Consider the following 22,753-nt stretch of genomic DNA (forward strand, 5'->3'; position numbering starts at 1 on the left):
TCTTCTACAACTCGAACACGCGGGCCGCCGGATCGGGGCAACTCGACGCATCCGGCGACTACGCCCACCTGAAGAGCTTCCCGGCCGGACAATTCGGGACCTGGGGAGAGATCGTATCCCCCGGCAGTGGCCAACTGTTCTTCTACAACAGCAACGGAGGAAGTGCAGTCGCCGGGTCGGGCCGGCTCGACGCCACAGGAAACTACGTGAACCTCAAGGACTTCCCCGCCGGCCAATTCGGACAGTGGACTTCGGTCGTGGGTTGACCGGGCCATCACGGGAATCGGGTCCACGCCGGTTCCATGGATCGCGTACGCCGAAGGCCCCGAACCACTTGACGCGGTTCGGGGCCTTCGCCAGGTGCGGGCTGCATGACAGCATGCGCAAATGAAGGACAACGGCGATGACATGCCCGCACCTCACCCGGTGTCGAGACTTGCCGATCTGGCGGACGCTCCGGCTGAGCGAGCCGTGCCGGACCACCGGAGCCGATCGACGAAGTCGCGGCGGCGCGGGGTACGTTTGCGCGTTTACTGGGCGAGTTCCGGCGTACGGCTGTCCTCGTCCCCTTCCACGACTCCGGGAGCCTGCGGATCGCGGACTTCAGCGGGGCGCACAGGGGAGGCTCCGGGCCCGCAGCCCCTCTCCCCGAATCCGACTCATCATCAGACATGCATAGTCGAGCGGCAAGCAGTGCGAAGGAATCATCGATCGGAGTCCTCGTGGTGCCCGAGCAGGAAGACCCGTTGCTTGCAGATGACGGGGGCTTCGCGCGAGCGTGGCTATCAGGAAAGTGCGTGGCCCTGGTCCCTGCAGGCACCCACCTCGACGGTGATGTGGTTCGCCGCGTCGAAGCGGGGTGTCGAGGGGTGGACGCGCAGCACCTTCTCGACGCTCGGACCGCGGCCGTAGCCCACCACGTCACGGCTTCAACCGCCCCGCGCCAGCCCACCGAGACCGGCCTCATGGCTCCTGTTGCTCCTCCCGTGCTTCTGCACACCCCGGACCTGCGAGGAGCCGTGCTGTTTCCCGAAGCGGGATACGTGCTGATCGCCGGGACCGAGGCGTTCATGAGAGCTGCGGTGCCGGAGGGAATCGATGAGGCGCGTGCTCGGTTCGGGCGCTACGCCCGGGCGATGAAGAAGCGGTGGCCGTACCTCCAGGGGATCGCCGCCGCCTACCCACCCGTACACGAGGCGTGGTCGCGCCCGGGCGATGTCACACCAGGTACGGCTACGGCACACCTCATGTCTCTGCTCAGCGACTTCACTCAAGGAACAATCACCGCGGCGGAGTTCGCGGACGGTTGGTGGGAGGCCCGACGGGCTGCTCGGTCCCATGGCGAACGGGCGAGCGGAGACTTGGCCGAGCTCCTGGACCGGGTGTTCATGGTGCTGGAGGACTACACCCCCGACCCTGAACTCAGAGACCCTGGCGACCTGACGGACGGCGAGCTGCGACAAGGCATCCAAAGCCTCGTCCGGAAGACGCAGCGAGGGGCGGAGCAAGGATGACCGCACCCGGGACCGCTCCCACTCCCTGCGACGGGATCCCCAGGCGGCTCCTCGACGCCCCGTCGCCGGCGGAGCTGGAACGCTACCTGCTGACGCCTGCGACCGAGGCGTGGTCGCAGCGGGACTGGGTGCAGTTGAGGGTTCTCGCGGTCGGCCGCATGCAGTCGCCTGCCCTCACACGCGAGACCAGGCTCCGGTGGGGGCACCTCGCCCTCTCCGCGATCTCGGAAATGGCCCGGAGCCAGACGCCCGAGCAGACGACGGCCGATTCCGCCCGCGTGCGTGCCTACCTGATCCTGGAGTTCGGGGTGAGCGACTCGGATGCGGCGCGGGACCTCCCTGAGCTCTGCTCGGAGATCCTGGGGAACCTGGGAGTCTCGCTGGAGGCGGCCGAGCGGCTCGCCGCAGATTGGCGGTCAGCCCCCGGGGAGCAGATGCTCCGGCTACGCCGTATCAAGAACATGCTGACTCCACTGCTGCCTCTTCAGGCACTCCTGAAAAAGGGTGGCCCTGCGCTCCAGGAGACTCGAGACTGGATGAGGCTCATTCCGGACCTCCCTTGATTGGCGTACCCGTCAGATGGACGAAACAGAATGCGGCGAGCTCCAGATCCATTCCGTGGAGCAGGACGGCCCTGACGGAGGGGTCTGCATCGCTCGGGTCATCGGGGGCGTCGTCCGGACCGGGCAGTCATACGTCCTCGAAGAGGGCGACGATCCGTACAGGGGGAAGTCCACCATCCGAGCCAACATGACGAGATCGGACCTTTGTTCGTTGCTCGTGTGAATGGGCGCGTGGAAACATGCGTGAGTGACGGAGAACAGGGACGGGGACCGCATACCGGAGCCTCAACGGATTTCGAGGCTTGCGGATTTGGCGGCCGGATCGGTCCCCGGGGCGGCGCCCGAACCGGAGGCGATCGCCATGGCCCCGTCCTCATGGGCCGTGCCGCAGCCAGGGGCCGGGCCCGAACCCGAAACTGAGGACGGCGACGAGGTCGCGGTGGCGCGGCGGGAGTTTGCGCGTTTGCTGGGGGAGTTCCGGCGTACCGCCGTGCTGGTGCCGCACGACGACCGCGGGAGTCTGTGGACGGCGGACTTCAACGGGGTCCGGTGGATCTGCGCGTTCTCCCACGAGGAGGCACTGGCGCGGTTCGCGGACGCGCGGGGGGAGTCGGCGCGGGAGTGGACGTACCAGACGATCCTGGGCGCACGGCTCCTTGACGTGATGGTGCCGATGCTGCCCGGCCCGGGCGGGGTCGCGCTGGACGCGGGCAGTACGGACGGGACGCTCTTTCCGCCGGTGGCGGGGATCGTCCCGGACGCGGTGGCGGTGGATCTCGGGGGAACGGGGACGCGATGAGTGGGAACGAGCCGGATCTGGCGGCGCCGGCGGCGGCGCTGACGGAGATAGCGAAGGGCATCGACCTGGCGCACGCCGAGCTGAAGGACCTCGGCATGACCGGCCAGGCGGCGACGGGCCGCGGCTTCTCCGGCCTGGCCCTGTCGGGCATGGAGCTGGGGCACGGCGGCCTGACGGCCGAGTTCGAGACGTTCTGCGACCGGTGGGAGTGGGGCGTCCGCGCCCTGGCCATGCGGGGCAACGGGTTCGCGCAGGGCGTCGGCCTGTCGGCGGGCTCCTTCGCCGAGCAGGAGCAGTACGTCAAGGACTCGATCAAGATCGGCGTGAACTCCCTCAACGGCAACCCGCACCTGTCCGAGGACGAGGTCAAGGGGATGCGCTGGGACGCCGTCCGCGACCAGCACATGTGGGACAACGCCGACTGGAGCGGCGACTCGTTCAGCGAGGCCCACGACGAGGTCAAGCAGAACTGGAAGAACACCGGTTACGACGTCATGGACGCGCAGCTGGACTCCATGGAGCAGTCCGGCCTGATCGACCCGGCGACGCGCGACCGCATGGACGAGGAGCTCAAGAACGACCTCGATCCCGACGAGGCGACCGTCGAGCAGGCCGAGCAGCCGCGCTGGGGGGAGAACCGCTGATGGTGGACTGGGGAGGGCTGGTCGACAAGGGGATCGACAAGCTCGGCGACGGCATCGACAAGGGCAAGGAGCTCCTCGGTGAGGGCGTCGACTATGTGACCGACAAGGCCGGCCAGGGCCTGGAGAAGGTCGGCGCGCACGACTGGGCGGACGCGGTCGAGGACTGGGGCGACGACACCGCCTCCTCGCTGGGCGCGTCGGTCGGGGAGCAGCAGCTCGGGCAGACCGAGGAAGCGGACGAACTGGTCCACGGCAAGCCGGAGAAGATCGCCGAGGCGGTGAAGAACCTCCGCGACTTCCAGGCGGCGTTCGACCTCGTCGGCAGCGGCATGCGGAAGCTGGACTCCGGCCACTGGAAGGGCGAGGCCGCCGACGCCTTCCGGGAGAAGTTCCAGACCCTGCCGACGGACTGGCTGCACGCGGCCGACGCCATGGAGAACGCCGCCAAGGCCCTGGAGACGTACTCCAAGGCGGTCGTGAGCGCCCAGGGCAAGGCACGCGAGGCCATCGCGCTCTACAAGGAGGGCGACAAGGACTCCAAGGCCGCGGCCGACACGTACAACAAGAAGGTCGACGCCTACAACGCCGCCCGCAACGGCGACAGCCCGCTGCCCGACCCCGGCGAGTTCTCCGACCCCGGCAAGGCCAAGCGGCAGCGCGCCCGGGAGATCCTGAACGACGCCCGCAAGGCCCGCGACGAGGCCGGCGACACCGCCAAGGCGGCGGTCAGCGCCGCCCTCGCCCACGCTCCGAAGGAACCCACCGGCCGCGAGCGGGCCAAGCTGGAACTGATGGACCACGCCATGGGCCAGGGCTTCGAGCTCGCCCACTTCGGCGGCGGCATCGTCAAGGGCACCGCCGGCCTCGTCAACTTCGTCCGCTCGGTCAACCCCACCGACCCCTACAACCTCACCCACCCCGCCGACTACTACAAGGGCGTCAACATGACGCTCGCCGGCCTCGTCTCCACCGCCGCCAACCCGGACCGCGCCCTGCAGAACGCCTGGAACGCCGCCAAGGGCGACCCGTCGGAGTTCCTCGGCCGCCTGGTGCCCGAGCTGATCGGGACGAAGGGCGCGGGCCTGGTACGCGGAGGGCTTCGTGCCACCCTGAAGAACGGCACGAAGCACCTTCCCGAGGGGCGGAAGCCTGGCAGCAGCCGTGGGGATCAGGAGAAGGACCCACCCACGGCCTGCAAGCAGGGCAAAGAGACACGGTGCGAACGGGACCCCGTCGACATCGCCACAGGCCGGATGCTGTTGCCGCAGAACGACATCACCCTGCCTGGCTCTCTTCCCCTTGTATTTCGGCGCTCCTTCGACTCCTCACGCCGTTCGGGGCGGTGGTTCGGCCCGACGTGGTCATCGACAGTGGATCAGCGGCTTGAGATCGACTCAGAGGGCGTGATCTTCAGCTGCGACGAGGGCAGCCTCCTCGCCTACCCACACCCTGCTCCCGGCGTCCCTGTCATGCCCACGCACGGCCGGCAATGGCCCCTCAACCGGGTCGAGGGCGGTTACACGATCACCGACCCTTCCACCGAAAAGGTCCTGCACTTCGCCGACCACAACGACGAACTCGCCCTTCTGGCACAGGTCGACGACCGAAACGGTCGGTGGATCGCCTTCGACTACGACGGTACGGGCGCGCCGACCGCCATCGTCCACCATGGCGGATACCACCTGAAGCTCACCACGAGCCAGGGCCGGGTGACAGCCCTGCACCTCGCGGGCGCGGCGGAGGACGGTTCCGACCAGGAGATCCTGCGCTACTACTACACGGACGGGCACCTCACCGACGTCGTGAACTCATCGGGTCGCCCACTGCAGTTCGGCTGCGACGAGCACGGCCGCGTCACGTCATGGACGGACACCAACGGCAGCCGTTTCGACTACGTCTACGACGACCAGGACCGATGCACCTACCAGTCGGGCACGAACGGGCACTTCGAAACCCACTTCACCTGGGACGGTGTCGATGCCGCGACGGGCCTGCGTCTCACCACCGTGACCGACGGCATGGGCAACACGAAGCGCCACCTCGTCAACGAGCACGCCCAGATCGTCGTCGAGATCGACCCGCTGGGCGCAGTCACCCGCTTCGCTTACGACCGCTACAACCGGCTTCTGTCGCGGACGGATCCGCTGGGTCACACCTACTCCTTCACGTACGACGAGCAGGGGCGGGTCGTCGAGGCGGAACGGCCCGATGGACGGCGGGCACGGGTCGAGTACGACGCGCTCGGGAGGCCGGAGCGCATCGTCGGCCCGGACGGCAACGCCATCCGTCAGACATTCGACGAGCGCGGCAACCGCACGTCGATCACCACCGCCGCAGGTACTCGGACCGACTTCGGTTACGACGACGCGGGACGGCTCACCGCGATGACGGATCCCCTCGGATCGATCACACGGCTGGTTCTGGACGCCCGGGGCCTTCCCCTGGAGATCACCGACCCGCTCGGGGCCGTATCCCGCTATGAGCACGACGCCTTCGGCCGCACCGTCCGGTTCACCGACGCCCTCGGCGCGGAGACCCGGATGGAGTGGACGGTGGAGGGCATGCCGGCACGCCGGACGTCACCCGACGGCACAGTGGAGTCATGGGTGTACGACGGTGAGGGCAACTGCCTCAGTCACACGAACGCAGTAGGCGGTACGACCCTCTACACCTACACGGACTTCGACCTGCTGACGTCCCGTACCGGTCCGGACGGCGTCCGGTACGAGTTCTCCCACGACACGAACCTTCTGCTCACGCGAGTGGCGAACCCGCAGGGACTGACCTGGGACTATGTGTACGACGCGGCGGGACGGCTGGTCGCAGAGACGGACTTCGACGGCCGGACGATGAGCTACGGCTACGACCCTGCGGGGAATCTGCGTTCACGGGCGAACGGTCTGGGCCAACGCGTCGACTTCACGCACGACGCCCTGGGCCAGGTGATCCGCAAGGAGGTCGAAGGCGCCGGTGTCACGACGTTCGAGTACGACGTCTTCGACAAACTCGCTGTTGCAGTGGGCCCGGGTGCCGAGTTGGTTCGCCACCGAGATCGACACGGTCGGCTGACATCCGAGACGATGAACGGCCGGACGCTGCATTTCAGATACGACGCGCTGGGCCGCAAAGCTGGACGAACAACCCCCAGCGGTGCCGTGAGCAAGTGGTCCTACGACGCTGCTGGTCGTAGGACACAGCTCATCACATCAGGCCGTGAGATCGCTTTCTCCTTCGACGCACTCGGCCGCGAAGTGCACCGCGCCGTATCGGACTTCGTCTCGCTGACGAGCTCGTTCGACACGATGGGCCGTGTGACGGGCCAGGAGGTCACCTCAGGGAACCGTCGTCTCCAGCGGACGTACACCTACCACCCCGGCGGCGGTCTGATCTCCATCACGGACGGCCTGTCGGGCGCGCGCCACTTCGACGTGGATGGGGCAGGCCGCGTCACGGCGGTGCGGGCGGACCGCTGGACCGAGCGGTACGCGTACGACGAGGCCGGCAACCAGACGGAGGCGCACTGGCCTTCCACCGACCCGGCTCGCTCCGCGTCGGGGACGCGCACCTACAGCGGCTCCAGGCTCGACACTGCAGGTGCAGTGCGCTACGAACACGACGGCCAGGGCCGCATCGTGCTGCGCCAGAAGCCCCGCCTGTCCCGGAAGCCCGACACCTGGCGCTACACCTGGGACGCCGAGGACCGCCTCACGGCGGTGACGACACCGGACGGCACGGTCTGGCGGTACGCCTACGACCCCCTAGGCCGCCGAATATCCAAGCAGTCCCCGTTCGAGACGGTCTACTTCACCTGGGATGGCACGACCCTCTGCGAGCAGACGACCGAGAACGTCATCCTGACCTGGGACCACGCGGGTTCACGTGTGCTCTCCCAGACCGAACGCCGCACCGACACGGACGACGAACGCTTCTTCGCCATCGTGACCGACCTGATCGGCACTCCGACAGAACTCGTCGGCGAATCAGGCGACCTGGCTTGGCGCACCCGCAGCACCTTGTGGGGCACGACTACCTGGAACCGCGACGCCACGGCGTACACCCCGCTCCGCTTCCCGGGGCAGTATTTCGACCCCGAATCGGGTCTCCACTACAACTACTTCCGCTACTACGACCCGGAATCGGCGCGCTACCTCAGCCAGGACCCCCTCGGCCTCGCCCCGGCCCCGAACTCGGTGGCATACGTCCACAACCCGCTCCTGTGGGCTGACCCCCTCGGGCTTCTGCCCTGCAGGACGAACGAGCCGGACGACCCCACGTGGGGCGGCAGGGTTATCTACGGCGAACTCGATGAGTTCGATCGCCCGACGGGAATGCACGCGACACTGGGTGAGGACATGATGGGGAAGAATCCCACCGACCCCCACGGCGATCCCCCCGGTTGGCAGAAGGACAAGGGATACAACCGGGCTCACCTGCTCGGTGCGCAGCTCGGTGGATCGAACTACAACCCCGCAAACTTCGTCACGATGCACGCATACGCGAATTCACCCGTTATGCGGCACATCGAGAACCAGGTCAGGGCAGCAGTCGAGTCCGGAGAGACCATCCAGTACAGCGTGACCCCTCGTTACAACGGCAGCGACAAGATTCCGATAGGGGTGGACATCGAGGCGTACGGCTCGAACGGCTTCACGTTCACCCAGCACAGAAGTACCGGAATCACCGACTCGGGAAATACTGCGTACATACCCAACCAGAAGAGGGGTGCACCATGACCGATGCCCTTGACCGCCTTCTCGAGATCGCCCCGGCGCCGGGCGAGCCCCGCACGAAGGACTGGGACGAGGTGGAGCGCACGATCGGTGTCGTGCTTCCCGGCGACTACAAGGAGCTCGTCGGCGTCTACGGCGGAAGCAACTGGGACGACTACCTGTACGTCCTCGAACCCGGCTGCCCGAACGACAACTACGACCTCGTCGAATGGGCCAGGAACCAGGCCGAGGACCTGGAGGACCTCTGGGAGTTCGAGAAGAAGCCGGTGGAGCTGGAGGCTGAGGGGTCCCGCGTCGTCCCGTGGGCGGTCACGGACAACGGAGAGTGTCTCTACTGGCTTGTCCTACCGGGGGTTCCTCCGGAGCGGTGGACCGTCATGGTGAACGAGGCGCGTGGCGGGCGGTGGGAGCACTTCTCCGTGTCCTGCACGCAATTCCTGGCGGCCTCCCTCGGAGGGGAGCTGCGCTCGGGCATTCTGTCGTCCTCGTTCCCGCTCGCCACTCATGAGTTCCGCCGACTCGAAGCGGCGTGAGCGTCGCTCGGCCGAGCCGCACCGCACTGATCTACGAAACGGGAGAACCGGCCGTGAACGGCGTCGAGTTCCTCGCCTCCTTCATCACCGGCGGAGAGCTGCACGGCCTCCGCATCGGCTCGACGCTCGACGAGGTCGACCGGGCGTTCCGACTTCCCTTCGTCGACGTCGTCGGTGAGGGGAAGAAGTGGCTGCGGCGGGACTACGGGCTCGTCGAGTTCGCCTTCAATCCGGAGCCGGGGCCGGATTGGGTCGTGGCCACCGCGTCGATCCAGTTGCACCGTCTCGCGTCGGACGACGACCTGGCGCGGGCCTGGGCGCGGAGCACGGGCGTGGAGTTTCCGCGGTACACGTCGTGGGAGCAGGTGCGCGCCGAGCTCTCCCGTACGGGGGGTGTCCCGGAGCTGAAGACCACCGACCAGGGCGGGTTCCTCCAGTACCGGGCCGCGTCCTCGAACGTCTCCGTGCTCGTCGTGGACGACGAGGACGAGGAGCGCGGTTACCGCGTCGGCGACGGTGACGTGTGGGCCCTCGACCTGTGGGCGCCGTACCGGGCGGCCTGACGCGCCGACGGAAAGCCGAAGGGCCCGCAACCCCTGGGGGTTCCGGGCCCTGCGTGCTGCTCAAGGCGAGTGACTACCGCGCCGCGTCCGGGTGGACCGCGTCCGTGATGTCGGTGGTCTTCTTCTCGACGGGCTTGCGGAGCTGGATGTTCAGCTCGCGCAGGCGGGACTCGTCCAGCTCGGTCGGGGCGCCCATCAGGAGGTCCTGGGCGTTGCCGTTCAGCGGGAAGGCGATCGTCTCGCGGATGTTGGGCTCGTCGGCGAGGAGCATGACGATGCGGTCGACGCCGGGGGCGATGCCGCCGTGCGGCGGGGCGCCGTACTCGAAGGCGCGGAGCATGCCCGCGAACTCCTGCTCGACCGTCTCGCGGGAGTAGCCCGCGATCTCGAAGGCCTTGAACATGATCTCGGGCTCGTGGTTCCGGATGGCGCCGGAGGAGAGCTCGATGCCGTTGCAGACGATGTCGTACTGCCAGCCGAGGACGTCCAGCGGGTCCTGGGTCTCCAGGGCCTCCAGGCCGCCCTGCGGCATGGAGAACGGGTTGTGCGAGAAGTCGATCTTGCCGGTCTCCTCGTCCCGCTCGTACATCGGGAAGTCGACGATCCACGCGAAGCGGAAGACGTTCTCCTCGAACCGGCCGGCGCGCTTGGCGGCCTCGACCCGGACGGGGCCCATGATCTTGGAGACCTCGTCGAACTCGCCGGCGCCGAAGAAGATCGCGTGGCCGGGCTCCAGGCCGAGGCGCTCGGTCAGGACCTTGACGTTCTCCTCGGTGAGGAACTTGGCGATGGGGCCGGTCAGGGCGTTGCCCTCGCCGACGCGGACCCAGGCCAGGCCCTTCGCGCCGAGGGAGACCGCGAAGTCGCCGAGCGCGTCGAAGAACTTGCGGGGCTGGTCGCCGGTGTTCGGGACGGCCAGGGCGCGGACGTGCTTGCCGGCGAAGGCCTTGAACTCGGACGCCTCGAAGACGTCGGAGATGTCGACGAGTTCGAGGTCGGTGCGCAGGTCGGGCTTGTCGTTGCCGTACTTGAGCATCGACTCGCGGAACGGGATCCGCGGGAAGGGGGAGGTGACGTGGCGGCCGCCGCCGAACTCCTCGAAGAGCTCGGTCATGAGCTTCTCGATGGGCTGGAAGACGTCCTCCTGCTCGACGAACGACATCTCGACGTCGAGCTGGTAGAACTCGCCCGGCGATCGGTCGGCGCGGGCGTCCTCGTCGCGGAAGCAGGGCGCGATCTGGAAGTACCGGTCGAAGCCGGAGATCATGAGCAGCTGCTTGAACTGCTGCGGCGCCTGCGGGAGGGCGTAGAACTTGCCCGGGTTGAGGCGGGACGGGACGACGAAGTCGCGGGCGCCCTCGGGGGAGGTCGCGGCGAGGATCGGGGTCGCCATCTCGTTGAAGCCGAGGGCCACCATCTTGGAGCGGATGGAGGCGATGACGGCGGAGCGCAGCATGATGTTGCGGTGCATGCGCTCGCGGCGCAGGTCGAGGAAGCGGTACTCCAGGCGCCGCTCCTCGTTGACGCCGTCGTCGGTGTTGATGGTGAAGGGGATCTGCTTGGCGGCGCCCAGGACCTCGACCGTGGCGGCCTCGATCTCGATCTCGCCGGTCGACAGCTCGGGGTTGACGTTGTCCGCGCCGCGGGAGACGACCTTGCCGTCCACGCGGACGACGGTCTCCTTGGTCAGCTTGTCGAGGACCTCGGCGGCGGCGGTGCCGGGACGGGCGACGAGCTGCGTGATGCCGTAGTGGTCGCGCAGATCGATGAAGAGGATGCCGCCCAGGTCGCGCCGATTGTGCAGCCAGCCGCTCAGCCGGACGTCGGTGCCGACGTCAGAGGCGCGGAGCTCGCCGCAGGTGTGGGACCTGTACCGATGCATCGTCGTTCATCCAGTCTTCGGGATCTCGGTGGTGGGCGACCGCCCTGTGGCCCCTGTCACGGATGTCACAGGACACGAGGGCAGACCCACCCAGAGTACCGGCCGGGCCAAGATCGGATTTCGAATACTCTCGGTGGCGACCTGCTGTCCGATATTCATAAAGTGGGGCAATGCGCACCGAGGACGTCCTGGCCGCGATCGCGACGGGCCTGTGGCGCTGGGACAACGCGTCGGGGATCGTCTCGCTCGACGCCGAGGCAGCCCGGCTGCTCGGGCTGCCCCCGGAACCGGTGCGCCTCACGGAGGCGGCCGTCCGGTCGCGTTTTCATCCGGTCGACTGGAACGAGATCGACGGGGTGGTGAACCTCGCGGTCGCGGAGGACACGCTCGCCGAGGCGCGGCTGCGGATCATGGACGAGCACGGGCGGGTCGTCCGTACCGTCCGGAGCAGGTCGAAGCCGCTGATCGAGGGGAACGACTACCAGCTGGTCGGCACGATCCAGGAGGTCGCCGAGCAGTTGCCGGGCACGGCCTCGCAGACGCCCGTCACGGGTGACTGGCGCCGTTCACGGGAGGCGTTCCTGCTGGACGCGGGGCGGGCGCTGGCGGAGGCGCGGTCGACGGCCGAGGTGCTGCGGGTGGCGGCGTCGCTGTCGATGCCGGGGTTCTCGCCGGACGGGCTCGCGGTGTTCGGCGTGGCGGGCGACCGGCTGACGGTGATCGGGCACCACGGGCACAGCGAGGGCGACGAGGGGCCGTTCTCGTCGATGTCGGTCGGTACGGACTACCCGGCGGCGGAGGTCGTGCGGACGGGGCGGGCGATCTACCTGCCGTCGCCGGACGAGTACCTGCGCCGCTTCCCGATGACGTGGCCGCTGGCGCAGCGCTTCGGGCGGCGGTCCTGGGCGTTCGTGCCGCTGGTGGTGGCGGGGCGGACGATGGGCGCCTGGATGGCGGCCTTCAAGCACCCGGTGGCGTTCACGCCGGACGAGCGGTCGGTGCTGACGACGGTGGCGCGGATGCTGGCGCAGGCCCTCGCACGCGCGGGCGTGGCGGAGTCGGAGCGGGAGCTGTCGCTGGGCCTCCAGCGGACGATGATGCCGGTGCTGGGGCCGGGGATCCCGGGCATCCAGGTGGCGGCCCGGTACGTGCCGACGGGCGGCGGGCTCCAGGTCGGCGGCGACTGGTACGACATGATCCGGCTGCCCGGCGGCACCTCCCGGACGGGCGGGCGGGGCGCGGGGCGGATCGCCCTCGTCATCGGCGACGTCCAGGGGCACGACGTGCGGGCGGCGGGCCTGATGGGGCAGCTGCGGATCGCGCTGCGGGCGTACGCCTCCGAGGGGCACCGGCCGGACGCGGTCCTGTCGCGGGCCTCGCGCTTCCTGTACGGGATCACGGACGGCGACGACGCGGAGGGGAACGGGGGTCCGCGGTTCGCGACCTGCCTGTACCTGGAGGTCGACCTGGAGACGGGGACGGTCGACATCGCGCGGGCGGGGCATCCGGACCCGGCGGTGCGGATGAACGACGGAACGGTCCTGCTGCGGCCCACGGCCGGCGGTCTGCCCCTCGGCATCGACCCCGACACCGACTATCCGACGACCCGGCTCACCCTGGACCCCGGCGAGACCCTGATGATCTGCACCGACGGTCTCCTGGAGACCGGCGGCCACGACCTGGACAGCGGCTGGGAGCGCGTCAGGGCGCTCCTGGAGACCCATGACGGCCAGGACCTGGAGCACCTCGCCGACACGCTCGTGGAGGCGGTCCACGGGCCGGGTTCGCACCACACGACGGGCCCGCTCGCCGACCGCCGCGAGGACGACATCGCCGTCCTGCTGCTGTCCCGCCGGCCCGCGGGCCCGGCGGTGGAGGCCCCGCGCCGCACCCTGATGACGATCGCGCAGGCGGAGCCGGAGCGGATCGCCGAGGCGCGCCAGCAGCTGCGGCAGCTGCTGCACGACTGGGCGGACGAGGACCAGCTCGACTCGGCGGTCCTGATGGTCTCCGAGATGGTCACCAACGTCCTGGTCCACACGGACGGCGACGCCCTGCTCGTCGCCGAGGTCGCCTGCGCCGAGAAGTCCCGCCGGCTGCGGGTCGAGGTCTCCGACACCAGCGACGAGCTGCCGCACAAGCGCCACCCGGGCGAGATGGCGTCGAGCGGCCGCGGCCTGGTGCTCATGGAGATGCTGGCGCACGCGTGGGGCGTCGACCCGCGCGGCGAGGGCAAGGCGATCTGGTTCGAGCTGAACGAGCCCCCGTCGGAGAACGGCTGCTGCGGCTAGGGCCTGCCGCCACCCGGGCCTGCCGCCCCGCGGGACCTCCCGCCGCACCTGGACCTCACCGGCCCGCGGGCAGCTCGTTCGCCGTGCGCCCCACGCGACCGCGTCGCAGACTGGACGGGTACGGCCGCCGGGGGGACCACGGAGCTTGCCATGGACACCCACAAGGTCGGGAGCGACACCACCGTCCTGGCCGACAGCCTCGAAATACCCGGGCTCGGGCACATCCCCGTCAACGCGTACGTCCTCACCGCCACCGAACCCGTCGTCGTCGACACCGGGCTCTCGATAGCCGACCGGAACTTCGTCAACACGCTCGGCTCGGTCATCGACCCCGCCGACGTCCTCTGGATCTGGCTCACCCACCCCGACCGCGACCACACCGGCGGCATCTTCGACCTGCTCGTGGCCGCGCCCCGGGCGAAGGTCGTCACCACCTTCATCGGCGCCGGGATCATGACGACGGAACGCGCGCTGCCGATGGACAGGTTGTACTTCCTCAACCCCGGTCAGTCCCTCGACGTCGGCGACCGCACGCTGCACGCGTTCCGGCCGCCGCTCTTCGACAACCCCGCCACGGTCGGCTTCTACGACGAGAAGACCAGGATCTGCTTCTCCTCCGACTGCTTCGGCGGGCCGATGCCGACCGCCGAGCTGGCGGAGAGCGGGCACGCGAACGACCTCAAGCCGGAGGAGCTGCGGCAGGCGCAGCTGCTGTGGGCCACCCTGGACAGCCCGTGGGTCCACGTGGTCGACCCGGACAAGTTCCGGGCGACGATCGACCCGCTACGGGACATGGCGCCCGAGATCGTGCTGTCCACGCATCTGCCGCCGGCGGTACGGATGACGTCCTCGATGGCCGACACGATCTCGATGGCCCCGGACGCGGACCCGTTCATCGGTCCCGACCAGGCGGCCCTCGAGCAGATGCTCGCGTCCTTCGAGCCGGGCGGACTGCCGGCGGCGACCTGAGTGGTCCGGGCGTGCCGGGCGACCGTGGGGCGCGGCGCCCGGAGGGGCGCCCTCCTGCCGGACGGCGACGGGCGGGTCCCGGCCGTGCTCAGGCCCGGCTGAGCCCGCCGGGTGGCTGCCCGGCGTCCGGCTTCGGCGGCGGTGGTGCCCCGTACCGGGCTTTCAGTTCGCTGAGGATGCCGGTCGCGGCCGCCGTCAGCGGGACGGCGAGCAGCATGCCCAGGATGCCCGCGACGGACGCCCCGGCGGTGATCGCGAGCATCACCGCGGCCGGGTGCATCTGCACGGTCCGGCTCTGCACCATCGGCTGGAGCAGGTAGCCCTCGATCATCTGGACGGCCAGGACGATGCCGAGCACCCACAGCGCGATGGCGAAGCCCCGGTCGGCGAGGGCGACGAGGACGGCGACCGCGCCGGAGAGGAAGGCGCCGAGGTACGGGATGTAGGCGGTCACGAAGACGAGCGCGGCGAGCCCCACCGCGCCGGGCACGTCGAGGACGACGAGCCCGACGCCGATGAGGACGGCGTCGACGAGGGCGACGAACGTCGTCCCGCGCATGAAGCCCTCGACGGCCTCGAAGGCGCGGCGGGCCATCGCCTCGACGAGGTCGCCGGTGGCGCGGGGGACGAGGGAGCGCAGGGTGCCGACGGCCCGGTCCGAGTCCCGCAGGAAGAAGAAGATCAGGACGAGGGCGAGGGCGGCGGTGGCGATCATCCCGCCGACCACGCTGAGGCCGGTGAGCACGCCGGACGCGGCTGTTCCGCCGAACTCCTTGAGGAGGCCCTCGGCGTTCTGGGCGAGGTCGTCGAGGGAGGTCCCGGCCGGGCCGAGGTGCTCGGCGATGTCGGCGGCGGCCTGCCGGAGGGAGGTGATGATCTGGTCGCCCGTCTTGATGAGCGCGGCGACGACGATGTACGTGGCGCCGCCGACGACCGCGAGGACGGCGACGACGGTGAGCGCGGCGGCGAACGACTTCCTGACCTTGAGCCGGACCAGGTGCCGGTAGAGGGGGCCGAGGAGGGCGGTGCCGAGGATCGCGAGGAGGACGGGCGTGACGACCGTCTTGAAGACGATGCACAGCCAGATCCCGACGGCGGCGACCCCGGCACCGAGGAGCAGGACGACACACCAGGCGGCGAAGCGACGGGCGGGTTCGGGGAGGAGCGGTGCTCTGGTCGTCTGCACCCGTCCACCGGACCACGCCCGTCGGCGTGTCGTCGCGCGCTGACGGCCGTACGGGTGACACCCCGTCAGCGGCCGTCGGCGCGGTGCGCGGACCCTACTCGCCCATGCCGTGGACGGCCGGGATGGTGCCGAGGCGGCCGGCCTGGAAGTCCTCGAAGGCCTGGCGGAGTTCGTCCTGGGTGTTCATGACGAACGGGCCGTAGTGGGCCATGGGTTCGCGGATGGGCTGCCCGCCGAGGAGGACGACCTCCAGGTCGGGGGTGTGCCCGTCCTGCTTCTCGTCGGCGCGGACGGTGAGGGCGCCGCCCTTGCCGAAGACGGCGGTCTGGCCCATGTGGACGGGGCGCCGGTCGGTGCCGACGGTGCCGCGGCCGGCGAGGACGTACGCGAGGCCGTTGAAGTCCTCGCGCCAGGGCAGGTTGATCTCGGCGCCGGGGCGGAGGGTGGCGTGGATCATCGTGATGGGGGTGTGGGTGATGCCGGGGCCCTGGTGGCCGTCGAGTTCGCCGGCGATGACGCGGAGCAGCGCGCCGCCGTCGGGGGAGGTGAGGAGCTGGACCTGGCGGCCGCGGATGTCCTGGTAGCGGGGGGCCATCATCTTGTCGGCGGCGGGGAGGTTGACCCAGAGCTGGAGGCCGTGGAAGAGGCCGCCGCTGACGACGAGGGACTCCGGCGGGGCCTCGATGTGGAGGAGGCCCTGGCCGGCGGTCATCCACTGGGTGTCGCCGTTGGTGATGGTGCCGCCGCCGCCGTTGGAGTCCTGGTGGTCGAAGGTGCCGTCGATGATGTAGGTGACGGTCTCGAAGCCCCGGTGGGGGTGCCAGGGCGTGCCCTTGGGCTCGCCGGGGGCGTACTCCACCTCGCCCATCTGGTCCATCATGATGAACGGGTCGAGGTACTGGTAGTTGATCCCGGCGAACGCGCGGCGGACCGGGAAGCCCTCCCCCTCGAACCCCTGGGGGGCCGTGGTGACGGCGAGCACGGGGCGGGGGGCGGCGTCGGCCGGGGCGGCGACGCGCGGCAGGGTGAGCGGGTTCTCGACAGTCACAGCGGGCATGACCGGACCTCCTAGGTGCGACCTTGTGCGTCCACTTTAGTTGAACAATGAACTTCCTGCCACCCGGAACGCGGAACGCCCGGGAGGAATTCCTCCCGGGCGCCCTCGCGGGTACCAGCGTCGGTCAGCCGTACATCCGCCGCATCGCGAAGTCGACCATCTGCTCCACGGCCTTCGCGTCGAAGACCATGCGGTGGTCGCCCTCCATGTCGAGGACGAAGCCGTAGCCGGTCGGGAGCAGGTCGATCACCTCGGCGCCGGTGATCACGAAGTACTTCGACTCCTTGCCCGCGTACCGCCGCAGCTCCTTGAGCGAGGTGAACATCGGGATGACCGGCTGCTGGGTGTTGTGCAGGGCCAGGAAGCCGGGGTTGTCGCCGCGCGGGCAGTAGACCTTCGAGGTCGCGAAGATCTGCTGGAAGTCCTCCGGCGCGAGCGTGCCGGTGGTGAACGCCCGGACGGCGTCCGCGAGCGAGGGCGGCGACGGCTCCGGATAGAGCGGCGCCTGCTGCTGCCCGTACACACCTCCCGGCATGCCGGCCTGCATGCCCCCCTGCGGCGCGTACTGCCCCTGCGGCGGCGGGGCGTACTGCTGCTGGGCACCCGGATTCTGCTCGTAGCCGTACATGGGCCACGAGCCTACTGCGTCACAGATGACCGGATAGGGGTTGCTCTTATTACCGGCGGGTAGCATCATCGTAGAGAGCGTGTTTGCTACTCGCTGGTACGTGTACGAGGAACCCCTCCCCGAGCCTTACGGAGCCGTCGCCATGGGGCACTACAAGTCGAATCTCCGCGACATCGAGTTCAACCTCTTCGAGGTCCTCGGCCGCGACAAGGTGTACGGCACCGGTCCGTTCGAGGAGATGGACGTCGAGACCGCGAAGAGCATCCTCGACGAGATCCGCCGCCTCGCCGAGAACGAGCTCGCGGAGTCCTTCGCGGACGCCGACCGCAACCCGCCGGTCTTCGACCCGGAGACCAACACCGCCCCCGTGCCGGCCTCGTTCAAGAAGTCCTACAAGGCCTTCATGGACTCCGAGTACTGGCGCCTCGGCATCCCCGAGGGCATCGGCGGCACCACCTCCCCGCGCTCCCTCGTCTGGGCCTACGCGGAGCTCCTGCTCGGCTCGAACCCGGCCGTCTGGATGTACTCCTCCGGCCCGGCGTTCGCCGGCGTCCTCTACAACGAGGGCAACGAGGCGCAGAAGAAGATCGCCCAGATCGCGGTCGAGAAGCGCTGGGGCTCCACCATGGTCCTCACCGAGCCCGACGCCGGCTCGGACGTCGGCGCCGGCCGCACGAAGGCCGTCCAGCAGGAGGACGGCTCGTGGCACATCGAGGGCGTGAAGCGCTTCATCACGTCCGGTGAGCACGACATGGAGGAGAACATCCTCCACTACGTCCTCGCCCGCCCCGAGGGCGCCGGCCCCGGCACCAAGGGCCTGAGCCTCTTCCTCGTCCCGAAGTACGAGTTCGACTGGGAGACCGGCGAGCTGGGCGCCCGCAACGGCGTCTACGCCACCAACGTCGAGCACAAGATGGGCCTCAAGGCCTCCAACACGTGCGAGATGACCTTCGGCGACCAGCACCCCGCCAAGGGCTGGCTCATCGGCGACAAGCACGACGGCATCCGCCAGATGTTCCTCATCATCGAGTTCGCCCGCATGATGGTCGGCACGAAGGCGATCTCCACCCTCTCCACGGGCTACCTCAACGCCCTGGAGTACGCCAAGGAGCGCGTCCAGGGCACCGACCTGGCCAACTTCATGGACAAGGCCGCCCCCAAGGTCACCATCACGCACCACCCCGACGTCCGCCGCTCGCTGATGACGCAGAAGGCGTACGCCGAGGGCATGCGCTCCCTCGTCCTCTACACGGCCTCCGTGCAGGACGAGATCGCGATCAAGGAAGCGGCCGGCGAGGACGTCAAGGCGCTGCACGGCCTGAACGACCTGCTGCTCCCGATCGTCAAGGGCTACGGCTCCGAGAAGGGCTACGAGCAGCTCGCGCAGTCGCTCCAGACCTTCGGCGGCTCCGGCTTCCTGCAGGAGTACCCGATCGAGCAGTACATCCGGGACGCCAAGATCGACACCCTCTACGAGGGCACCACCGCCATCCAGGGCCAGGACTTCTTCTTCCGGAAGATCGTCCGCGACCAGGGCGCCTCCCTGAACGCGCTGTCCGAGGAGATCAAGAAGTTCCTCGCGGTCGGCACCGGCGGCGACGACCTGGCCGGCGCCCGCGACGCGCTCGCCAAGGCGGCCGTCGACCTGGAGGCCATCGTCGGCACGATGATCACCGACCTCACCGCCACCGGCGAGGACGTCAAGAACATCTACAAGGTCGGCCTGAACACCACCCGCCTGCTGCTCGCCTCCGGCGACGTCGTCGTCGGCTACCTGCTCCTCAAGGGCGCGGCCGTCGCCGCCGAGAAGCTGGCCGCCGGCGCCACCGGCAAGGACGTCCCCTTCTACCAGGGCAAGATCGCGGCCGCGAAGTTCTTCGCCGCCAACGTCCTGCCGGGCGTCGGCGCCGAGCGCGCGCTCGCCGAGGCCGTCGACGGCTCGGTGATGGACCTGGACGAGGCCGCGTTCTGACCGACGCCTCTCGTCCTGCCGGTACGGCCCGTCCCCGGGGAGGGAGGCGGGCCGTACCTTTCTCTTCCCGGGGCCCGTTCCGCCTCCGGGGCGCTCCATCGGGCCCACACGACCGACCGTGCTCGGATCGCTCGCCGGACCGTCCGGGCTCCCGCCCCTTCACCCCGGCGCCCGTTCCTTTTCCGGGGCCCCGTATTCGTATTCCGGTCCGGCCGTAAGGTGGCCCCATGAGCAGCGCAGCTTCCCGTCCCACCGCCGGCCCCTTCGACCGCGGCCACACCGACGACCTGATGGCCTTCCTGACGGCCTCGCCGACGCCGTACCACGCGGTGGCGACCGCCGCCGAGCGGCTGGACAAGGCCGGCTTCCACCGCGTCGAGGAGACCGCGGCGTGGGACGGGACGACGGGCGGGAAGTACGTGGTCCGCGGCGGCGCGATCATCGCCTGGTTCGTGCCGGAGGGCGCCGCCCCGCACACCCCGTACCGCATCGTCGGCGCGCACACCGACTCGCCCAACCTGCGCGTGAAGCCGAACCCCGACATGGGCACGCAGGGATGGCGGCAGGTCGCCGTCGAGATCTACGGCGGCCCGCTGCTCAACAGCTGGCTCGACCGCGACCTCGGCCTCGCCGGCCGGCTCACCCTCCGCGACGGCTCCCAGACGCTGGTGAACATCGACCGGCCGCTGCTGCGCGTGCCGCAGCTCGCCGTCCACCTGGACCGCGCGGTCAACGACGGCATGAAGCTGGAGCGCCAGCGCCACATGCAGCCGATCTGGGGCCTCGGCCCGGTCCACGAGGGCGACCTGATCGCCTTCGTCGCCGAGGAGGCGGGCGTCGACGCCGAGGACGTGACCGGCTGGGACCTGATGGTCAGCGCCATCGAGGCGCCCGCCTACCTGGGCCGCGACCGCGAGCTCCTCGCCGGTCCGCGGATGGACAACCTGATCTCGGTGCACGCGGCCGTCGCCGCGCTCATCGCCGTGGCGGGCCGCGACGACCTCGCGTACATCCCCGTCCTCGCCGCCTTCGACCACGAGGAGAACGGCTCCGAGGCCGACACCGGCGCGCAGGGCCCGCTCCTCGGCAACGTCCTGGAGCGCTCGGTGTACGCCCGCGGCGGCGCCTACGAGGACCGCGCGCGCTCGCTCGCCGGCTCCGTCTGCCTCTCCTCCGACGTCGGCCACGCCGTGCACCCCAACTACACGGAGCGCCACGACCCGACGCACCACCCGCGCCCCAACGGCGGCCCGATCCTCAAGGTCAACGTCAACCAGCGCTACGCCACCGACGGCGCGGGGCGGGCCGCGTTCGCCGCCGCCTGCGAGAAGGCCGGCGTGCCGTGGCAGTCCTTCGTGTCCAACAACGACATGCCCTGCGGCACGACGATCGGCCCGATCACCGCCGCCCGCCACGGCATCACCACCTTCGACATCGGCATCGCCTGCCTGTCGATGCACAGCGCCCGCGAGCTCTGCGGCTCCGACGACCCGTACCTCCTCGCGAACGCCCTGGTCGCCTTCCTGGAGGGCTGACCTTCCGCGTGGTACGACGACGGCCCACCCGCGTCCTGCGGGTGGGCCGTCGTCGTACCACGGGCCCTAGCCGTCCATGCCCGCGAGGATCAGCGGCAGCCGGGCGACGCCGTCCGCCGTGACCTTCACCGGGACGCCCCAGTCCTGCTGGTGGACGTGGCAGGCCGGGTACTCGTTGGCCGGGTCGTCGTCGCAGGAGGCCGCCATGGCGGAGACGTGCAGGACGCCCTCGGTGACCTCCGGGTTCAGGTCGAGCTCCCGGAAGAGGTCCGTGCCGGTGCCGTCGCCCGCCACGAGCAGCTCCGGCGGGGTCGAGGAGACCAGGAGCCGGGTCGAAGGGCCGTAGCGGTCGTCGAGCTTCTGGCCCGTGGGGGCCTGGAAGACGACGTCCAGCCGGAGCCGGCCGGGGGCGACCTCGGTCGCCTCGCGGCGGGTGCGGTGGGCGACCGCGTCGACCTGGACGGCCTCCTCGGGCAGCCGCAGCCGGGTCAGCCGGTGGCGGGCCGACTCGACGACCACGATGTCGCCGTCGACCAGGACCGCGTCGCTCGGCTCGCGCAGGTCGGTGGCGAGCGTGGTGACCTCGCCGGTGGCGGGGTCGTAGCGGCGCAGGGCGTGGTTGTACGTGTCGCTGACGGCGACCGAGCCGTCGGGCAGCGCGGTCACGCCCAGCGGGTGCTGGAGCAGGGCCTGGCCGGCGTCGCCGTCGCGGTGGCCGAAGTCGAACAGGCCGGTGCCGACGGCGGTGTGCACGACGCCGTCGGTGTCGATCCAGCGCACGGCGCTCGTCTCGGAGTCGGCGATCCACAGCCGGTCCTCGGTGGCCGCGAGGCCGGACGGCTGCGCGAACCAGGCCTCGGCGGCGGGCCCGTCGACGAGGCCCTCGTTGGTGGTACCGGCGGCGACCTCCACGGTCCGGGTCTCCGGGTCGTACGTCCACAGCTGGTGGACGCCGGCCATGGCGATCCACACCTTGCCCCGCCACCAGGCCACGTCCCACGGCGACGACAGGTCGACCTCCAGGGCCGGCCCCGAGGTGGGGGACCCCTGCCACCACTGGCGGCCGGTGCCGGCGACGAGCTCGATCGCCCCGGTCTCCGGGTCGAGGACGCGCAGCGAGTGGTTCACGGTGTCGGCGACGACGACCTTGCCGTCGGGGAGCGTCGCGAGGCCCTGCGGCTCGCGGAACACGCCCTCGCCGATGCGCCGCACGACGGTCTCGCCGTCCGCCGCCAGCTCGACGAGCTGGTGCCGGGTGGTGTCGGAGACCAGGAAGTTCCCGCCGGCGAGGACGACGGCCTTGCCGGGGAAGCGGAGGTCGGTCGCGACCGGCTCCGGCGCCACGTAGGGCCCGTCGCCGCGCCGGAGCGTGCCCTTGGCCTCGTGCTCGGCCTCCAGCTCCTCGACGAGCGTGCGGATCGCGTTCGCGTGCCCCTCGCCGGCGTGCTGGGCGACGACGTACCCCTCGGGGTCGATCACCACGAGCGTCGGCCAGGCGCGTACGGCGTACTGCTTCCAGGTCGCGAGTTCCGGGTCGTCCAGGACGGGGTGGTGCACCTCGTAGCGCTCGACGGCGTCGACGACGGCCTGGTGCTCGGCCTCGTGCACGAACTTCGGCGAGTGCACGCCGACGATCACGAGGGTGTCGCGGTGCTTCTCCTCCAGGTCGCGCAGCTCGTCGAGGACGTGCAGGCAGTTCACGCAGCAGAAGGTCCAGAAGTCGAGCAGAACGATCTTTCCTCGCAGGTCGGCGAGGGTCAGGTCGTCTCCACCCGTGTTCAGCCAGCCGCCCTTGCCGATCAGCTCGGGGGCGCGGACACGGGCACGTCGGGGCGCGGGGGTGGGCGCGGAGTCGTTCATGGTTCAAGAGTGCCGTACGGGTGGCGC

General features: G+C 69.9%; 17 protein-coding genes. 12 read left to right on the forward strand and 5 right to left on the reverse strand.

Features of this window, described 5'->3' with window-relative positions:
- From ACIQFX_RS01770 to ACIQFX_RS01805, 8 genes are all read left to right on the forward strand, one after another.
- The coding region (locus ACIQFX_RS01770) for a hypothetical protein (protein WP_402457753.1) at positions 1 to 266 on the forward strand (266 nt) is incomplete at its 5' end.
- Positions 267 to 1,019: 753 nt separating this feature from the next.
- Entirely contained in the window at positions 1,020 to 1,514 is a 495-nt protein-coding gene (locus ACIQFX_RS01775) for a colicin immunity domain-containing protein (protein ID WP_402457756.1), read from the forward strand.
- On the forward strand, positions 1,511 to 2,077 hold the full coding sequence (locus tag ACIQFX_RS01780; protein ID WP_402457759.1) for a hypothetical protein: 567 nt from the start codon (positions 1,511 to 1,513) through the stop codon (positions 2,075 to 2,077). The genes ACIQFX_RS01775 and ACIQFX_RS01780 overlap by 4 nt, the downstream gene beginning before the upstream one ends.
- Positions 2,078 to 2,324: 247 nt before the next feature.
- Positions 2,325 to 2,876: an SseB family protein gene (locus ACIQFX_RS01785; RefSeq protein WP_402457761.1), complete on the forward strand. Its 552-nt coding sequence runs from the start codon at positions 2,325 to 2,327 to the stop codon at positions 2,874 to 2,876.
- Positions 2,873 to 3,520: a hypothetical protein gene (locus tag ACIQFX_RS01790; protein ID WP_402457765.1), complete on the forward strand. Its 648-nt coding sequence runs from the start codon at positions 2,873 to 2,875 to the stop codon at positions 3,518 to 3,520. Before ACIQFX_RS01785 ends, ACIQFX_RS01790 begins: the two co-directional genes overlap by 4 nt.
- Complete coding sequence (locus ACIQFX_RS01795; RefSeq protein ID WP_402457768.1) at positions 3,520 to 8,253, forward strand: putative T7SS-secreted protein; 4,734 nt, start codon at positions 3,520 to 3,522, stop codon at positions 8,251 to 8,253. The genes ACIQFX_RS01790 and ACIQFX_RS01795 overlap by 1 nt, the downstream gene beginning before the upstream one ends.
- On the forward strand, positions 8,250 to 8,783 hold the full coding sequence (locus ACIQFX_RS01800) for an SMI1/KNR4 family protein (protein ID WP_402457771.1): 534 nt from the start codon (positions 8,250 to 8,252) through the stop codon (positions 8,781 to 8,783). The genes ACIQFX_RS01795 and ACIQFX_RS01800 overlap by 4 nt, the downstream gene beginning before the upstream one ends.
- The gene (locus tag ACIQFX_RS01805) at positions 8,780 to 9,346 is read left to right on the forward strand and encodes a hypothetical protein (RefSeq protein WP_402457774.1); all 567 of its coding nucleotides are present in this window, start codon (positions 8,780 to 8,782) and stop codon (positions 9,344 to 9,346) included. Before ACIQFX_RS01800 ends, ACIQFX_RS01805 begins: the two co-directional genes overlap by 4 nt.
- 73 nt (positions 9,347 to 9,419) lie before the next feature.
- Here the strand turns inward: ACIQFX_RS01805 and aspS are convergent, their stop codons facing one another.
- Complete coding sequence (gene aspS, locus ACIQFX_RS01810) at positions 9,420 to 11,228, reverse strand: aspartate--tRNA ligase (RefSeq protein ID WP_402457777.1); 1,809 nt, start codon at positions 11,226 to 11,228, stop codon at positions 9,420 to 9,422.
- 170 nt (positions 11,229 to 11,398) lie between these two features.
- Between aspS and ACIQFX_RS01815 the strand changes: the two genes are divergently transcribed.
- Both ACIQFX_RS01815 and ACIQFX_RS01820 read left to right on the forward strand, forming a co-directional pair.
- Complete coding sequence (locus tag ACIQFX_RS01815) at positions 11,399 to 13,519, forward strand: SpoIIE family protein phosphatase (RefSeq protein ID WP_402457780.1); 2,121 nt, start codon at positions 11,399 to 11,401, stop codon at positions 13,517 to 13,519.
- 150 nt (positions 13,520 to 13,669) lie between these two features.
- Positions 13,670 to 14,488, forward strand: a complete 819-nt coding sequence (locus ACIQFX_RS01820) for an MBL fold metallo-hydrolase (RefSeq protein WP_402457783.1) — start codon at positions 13,670 to 13,672, stop codon at positions 14,486 to 14,488.
- An 88-nt stretch (positions 14,489 to 14,576) separates the two neighbouring features.
- Here the strand turns inward: ACIQFX_RS01820 and ACIQFX_RS01825 are convergent, their stop codons facing one another.
- The 3 genes from ACIQFX_RS01825 to ACIQFX_RS01835 form a co-directional block, all read right to left on the reverse strand.
- Positions 14,577 to 15,674: an AI-2E family transporter gene (locus ACIQFX_RS01825; RefSeq protein ID WP_402457786.1), complete on the reverse strand. Its 1,098-nt coding sequence runs from the start codon at positions 15,672 to 15,674 to the stop codon at positions 14,577 to 14,579.
- Between the two features lie 94 nt (positions 15,675 to 15,768).
- Positions 15,769 to 16,731 (reverse strand): pirin family protein, encoded by a 963-nt coding sequence (locus ACIQFX_RS01830; protein WP_402457788.1) that lies wholly within the window; start codon positions 16,729 to 16,731, stop codon positions 15,769 to 15,771.
- A 124-nt stretch (positions 16,732 to 16,855) separates the two neighbouring features.
- Positions 16,856 to 17,359, reverse strand: coding sequence for an SseB family protein (locus ACIQFX_RS01835; RefSeq protein ID WP_376490049.1), 504 nt, complete (start codon positions 17,357 to 17,359; stop codon positions 16,856 to 16,858).
- A gap of 142 nt (positions 17,360 to 17,501) precedes the next feature.
- On the opposite strand from ACIQFX_RS01835, the gene ACIQFX_RS01840 reads away from it, so the two are divergent.
- Both ACIQFX_RS01840 and ACIQFX_RS01845 read left to right on the forward strand, forming a co-directional pair.
- On the forward strand, positions 17,502 to 19,331 hold the full coding sequence (locus tag ACIQFX_RS01840; protein WP_402458548.1) for an acyl-CoA dehydrogenase: 1,830 nt from the start codon (positions 17,502 to 17,504) through the stop codon (positions 19,329 to 19,331).
- Between the two features lie 227 nt (positions 19,332 to 19,558).
- Positions 19,559 to 20,866 carry a M18 family aminopeptidase gene (locus tag ACIQFX_RS01845; protein ID WP_402457792.1) on the forward strand — a complete coding sequence of 436 codons (1,308 nt, stop codon included), beginning with the start codon at positions 19,559 to 19,561 and terminating at the stop codon, positions 20,864 to 20,866.
- Between the two features lie 66 nt (positions 20,867 to 20,932).
- On the opposite strand, the gene ACIQFX_RS01850 is transcribed toward ACIQFX_RS01845, so the two are convergent.
- On the reverse strand, positions 20,933 to 22,726 hold the full coding sequence (locus ACIQFX_RS01850) for an NHL domain-containing thioredoxin family protein (protein ID WP_402457795.1): 1,794 nt from the start codon (positions 22,724 to 22,726) through the stop codon (positions 20,933 to 20,935).
- Between the last annotated feature and the right edge of the window lie 27 nt (positions 22,727 to 22,753).

The organism is Streptomyces sp. NPDC093089, from assembly GCF_044754405.1.
GTDB lineage: Bacteria > Actinomycetota > Actinomycetes > Streptomycetales > Streptomycetaceae > Streptomyces.

Excerpts from the sequence above, each read along its gene's own strand:
- ACIQFX_RS01780 (WP_402457759.1), top strand. The coding sequence starts at position 1,511 with ATGACCGCACCCGGGACCGCTCCCACTCCCTGCGACGGGATCCCCAGG.
- ACIQFX_RS01790 (WP_402457765.1), top strand. The coding sequence starts at position 2,873 with ATGAGTGGGAACGAGCCGGATCTGGCGGCGCCGGCGGCGGCGCTGACG.
- ACIQFX_RS01795 (WP_402457768.1), top strand. The coding sequence starts at position 3,520 with ATGGTGGACTGGGGAGGGCTGGTCGACAAGGGGATCGACAAGCTCGGC.
- ACIQFX_RS01800 (WP_402457771.1), top strand. The coding sequence starts at position 8,250 with ATGACCGATGCCCTTGACCGCCTTCTCGAGATCGCCCCGGCGCCGGGC.
- aspS (WP_402457777.1), bottom strand. The coding sequence starts at position 11,228 with ATGCATCGGTACAGGTCCCACACCTGCGGCGAGCTCCGCGCCTCTGAC.
- ACIQFX_RS01815 (WP_402457780.1), top strand. The coding sequence starts at position 11,399 with ATGCGCACCGAGGACGTCCTGGCCGCGATCGCGACGGGCCTGTGGCGC.
- ACIQFX_RS01820 (WP_402457783.1), top strand. The coding sequence starts at position 13,670 with ATGGACACCCACAAGGTCGGGAGCGACACCACCGTCCTGGCCGACAGC.
- ACIQFX_RS01830 (WP_402457788.1), bottom strand. The coding sequence starts at position 16,731 with ATGCCCGCTGTGACTGTCGAGAACCCGCTCACCCTGCCGCGCGTCGCC.
- ACIQFX_RS01835 (WP_376490049.1), bottom strand. The coding sequence starts at position 17,359 with ATGTACGGCTACGAGCAGAATCCGGGTGCCCAGCAGCAGTACGCCCCG.
- ACIQFX_RS01840 (WP_402458548.1), top strand. The coding sequence starts at position 17,502 with ATGGGGCACTACAAGTCGAATCTCCGCGACATCGAGTTCAACCTCTTC.
- ACIQFX_RS01845 (WP_402457792.1), top strand. The coding sequence starts at position 19,559 with ATGAGCAGCGCAGCTTCCCGTCCCACCGCCGGCCCCTTCGACCGCGGC.
- ACIQFX_RS01850 (WP_402457795.1), bottom strand. The coding sequence starts at position 22,726 with ATGAACGACTCCGCGCCCACCCCCGCGCCCCGACGTGCCCGTGTCCGC.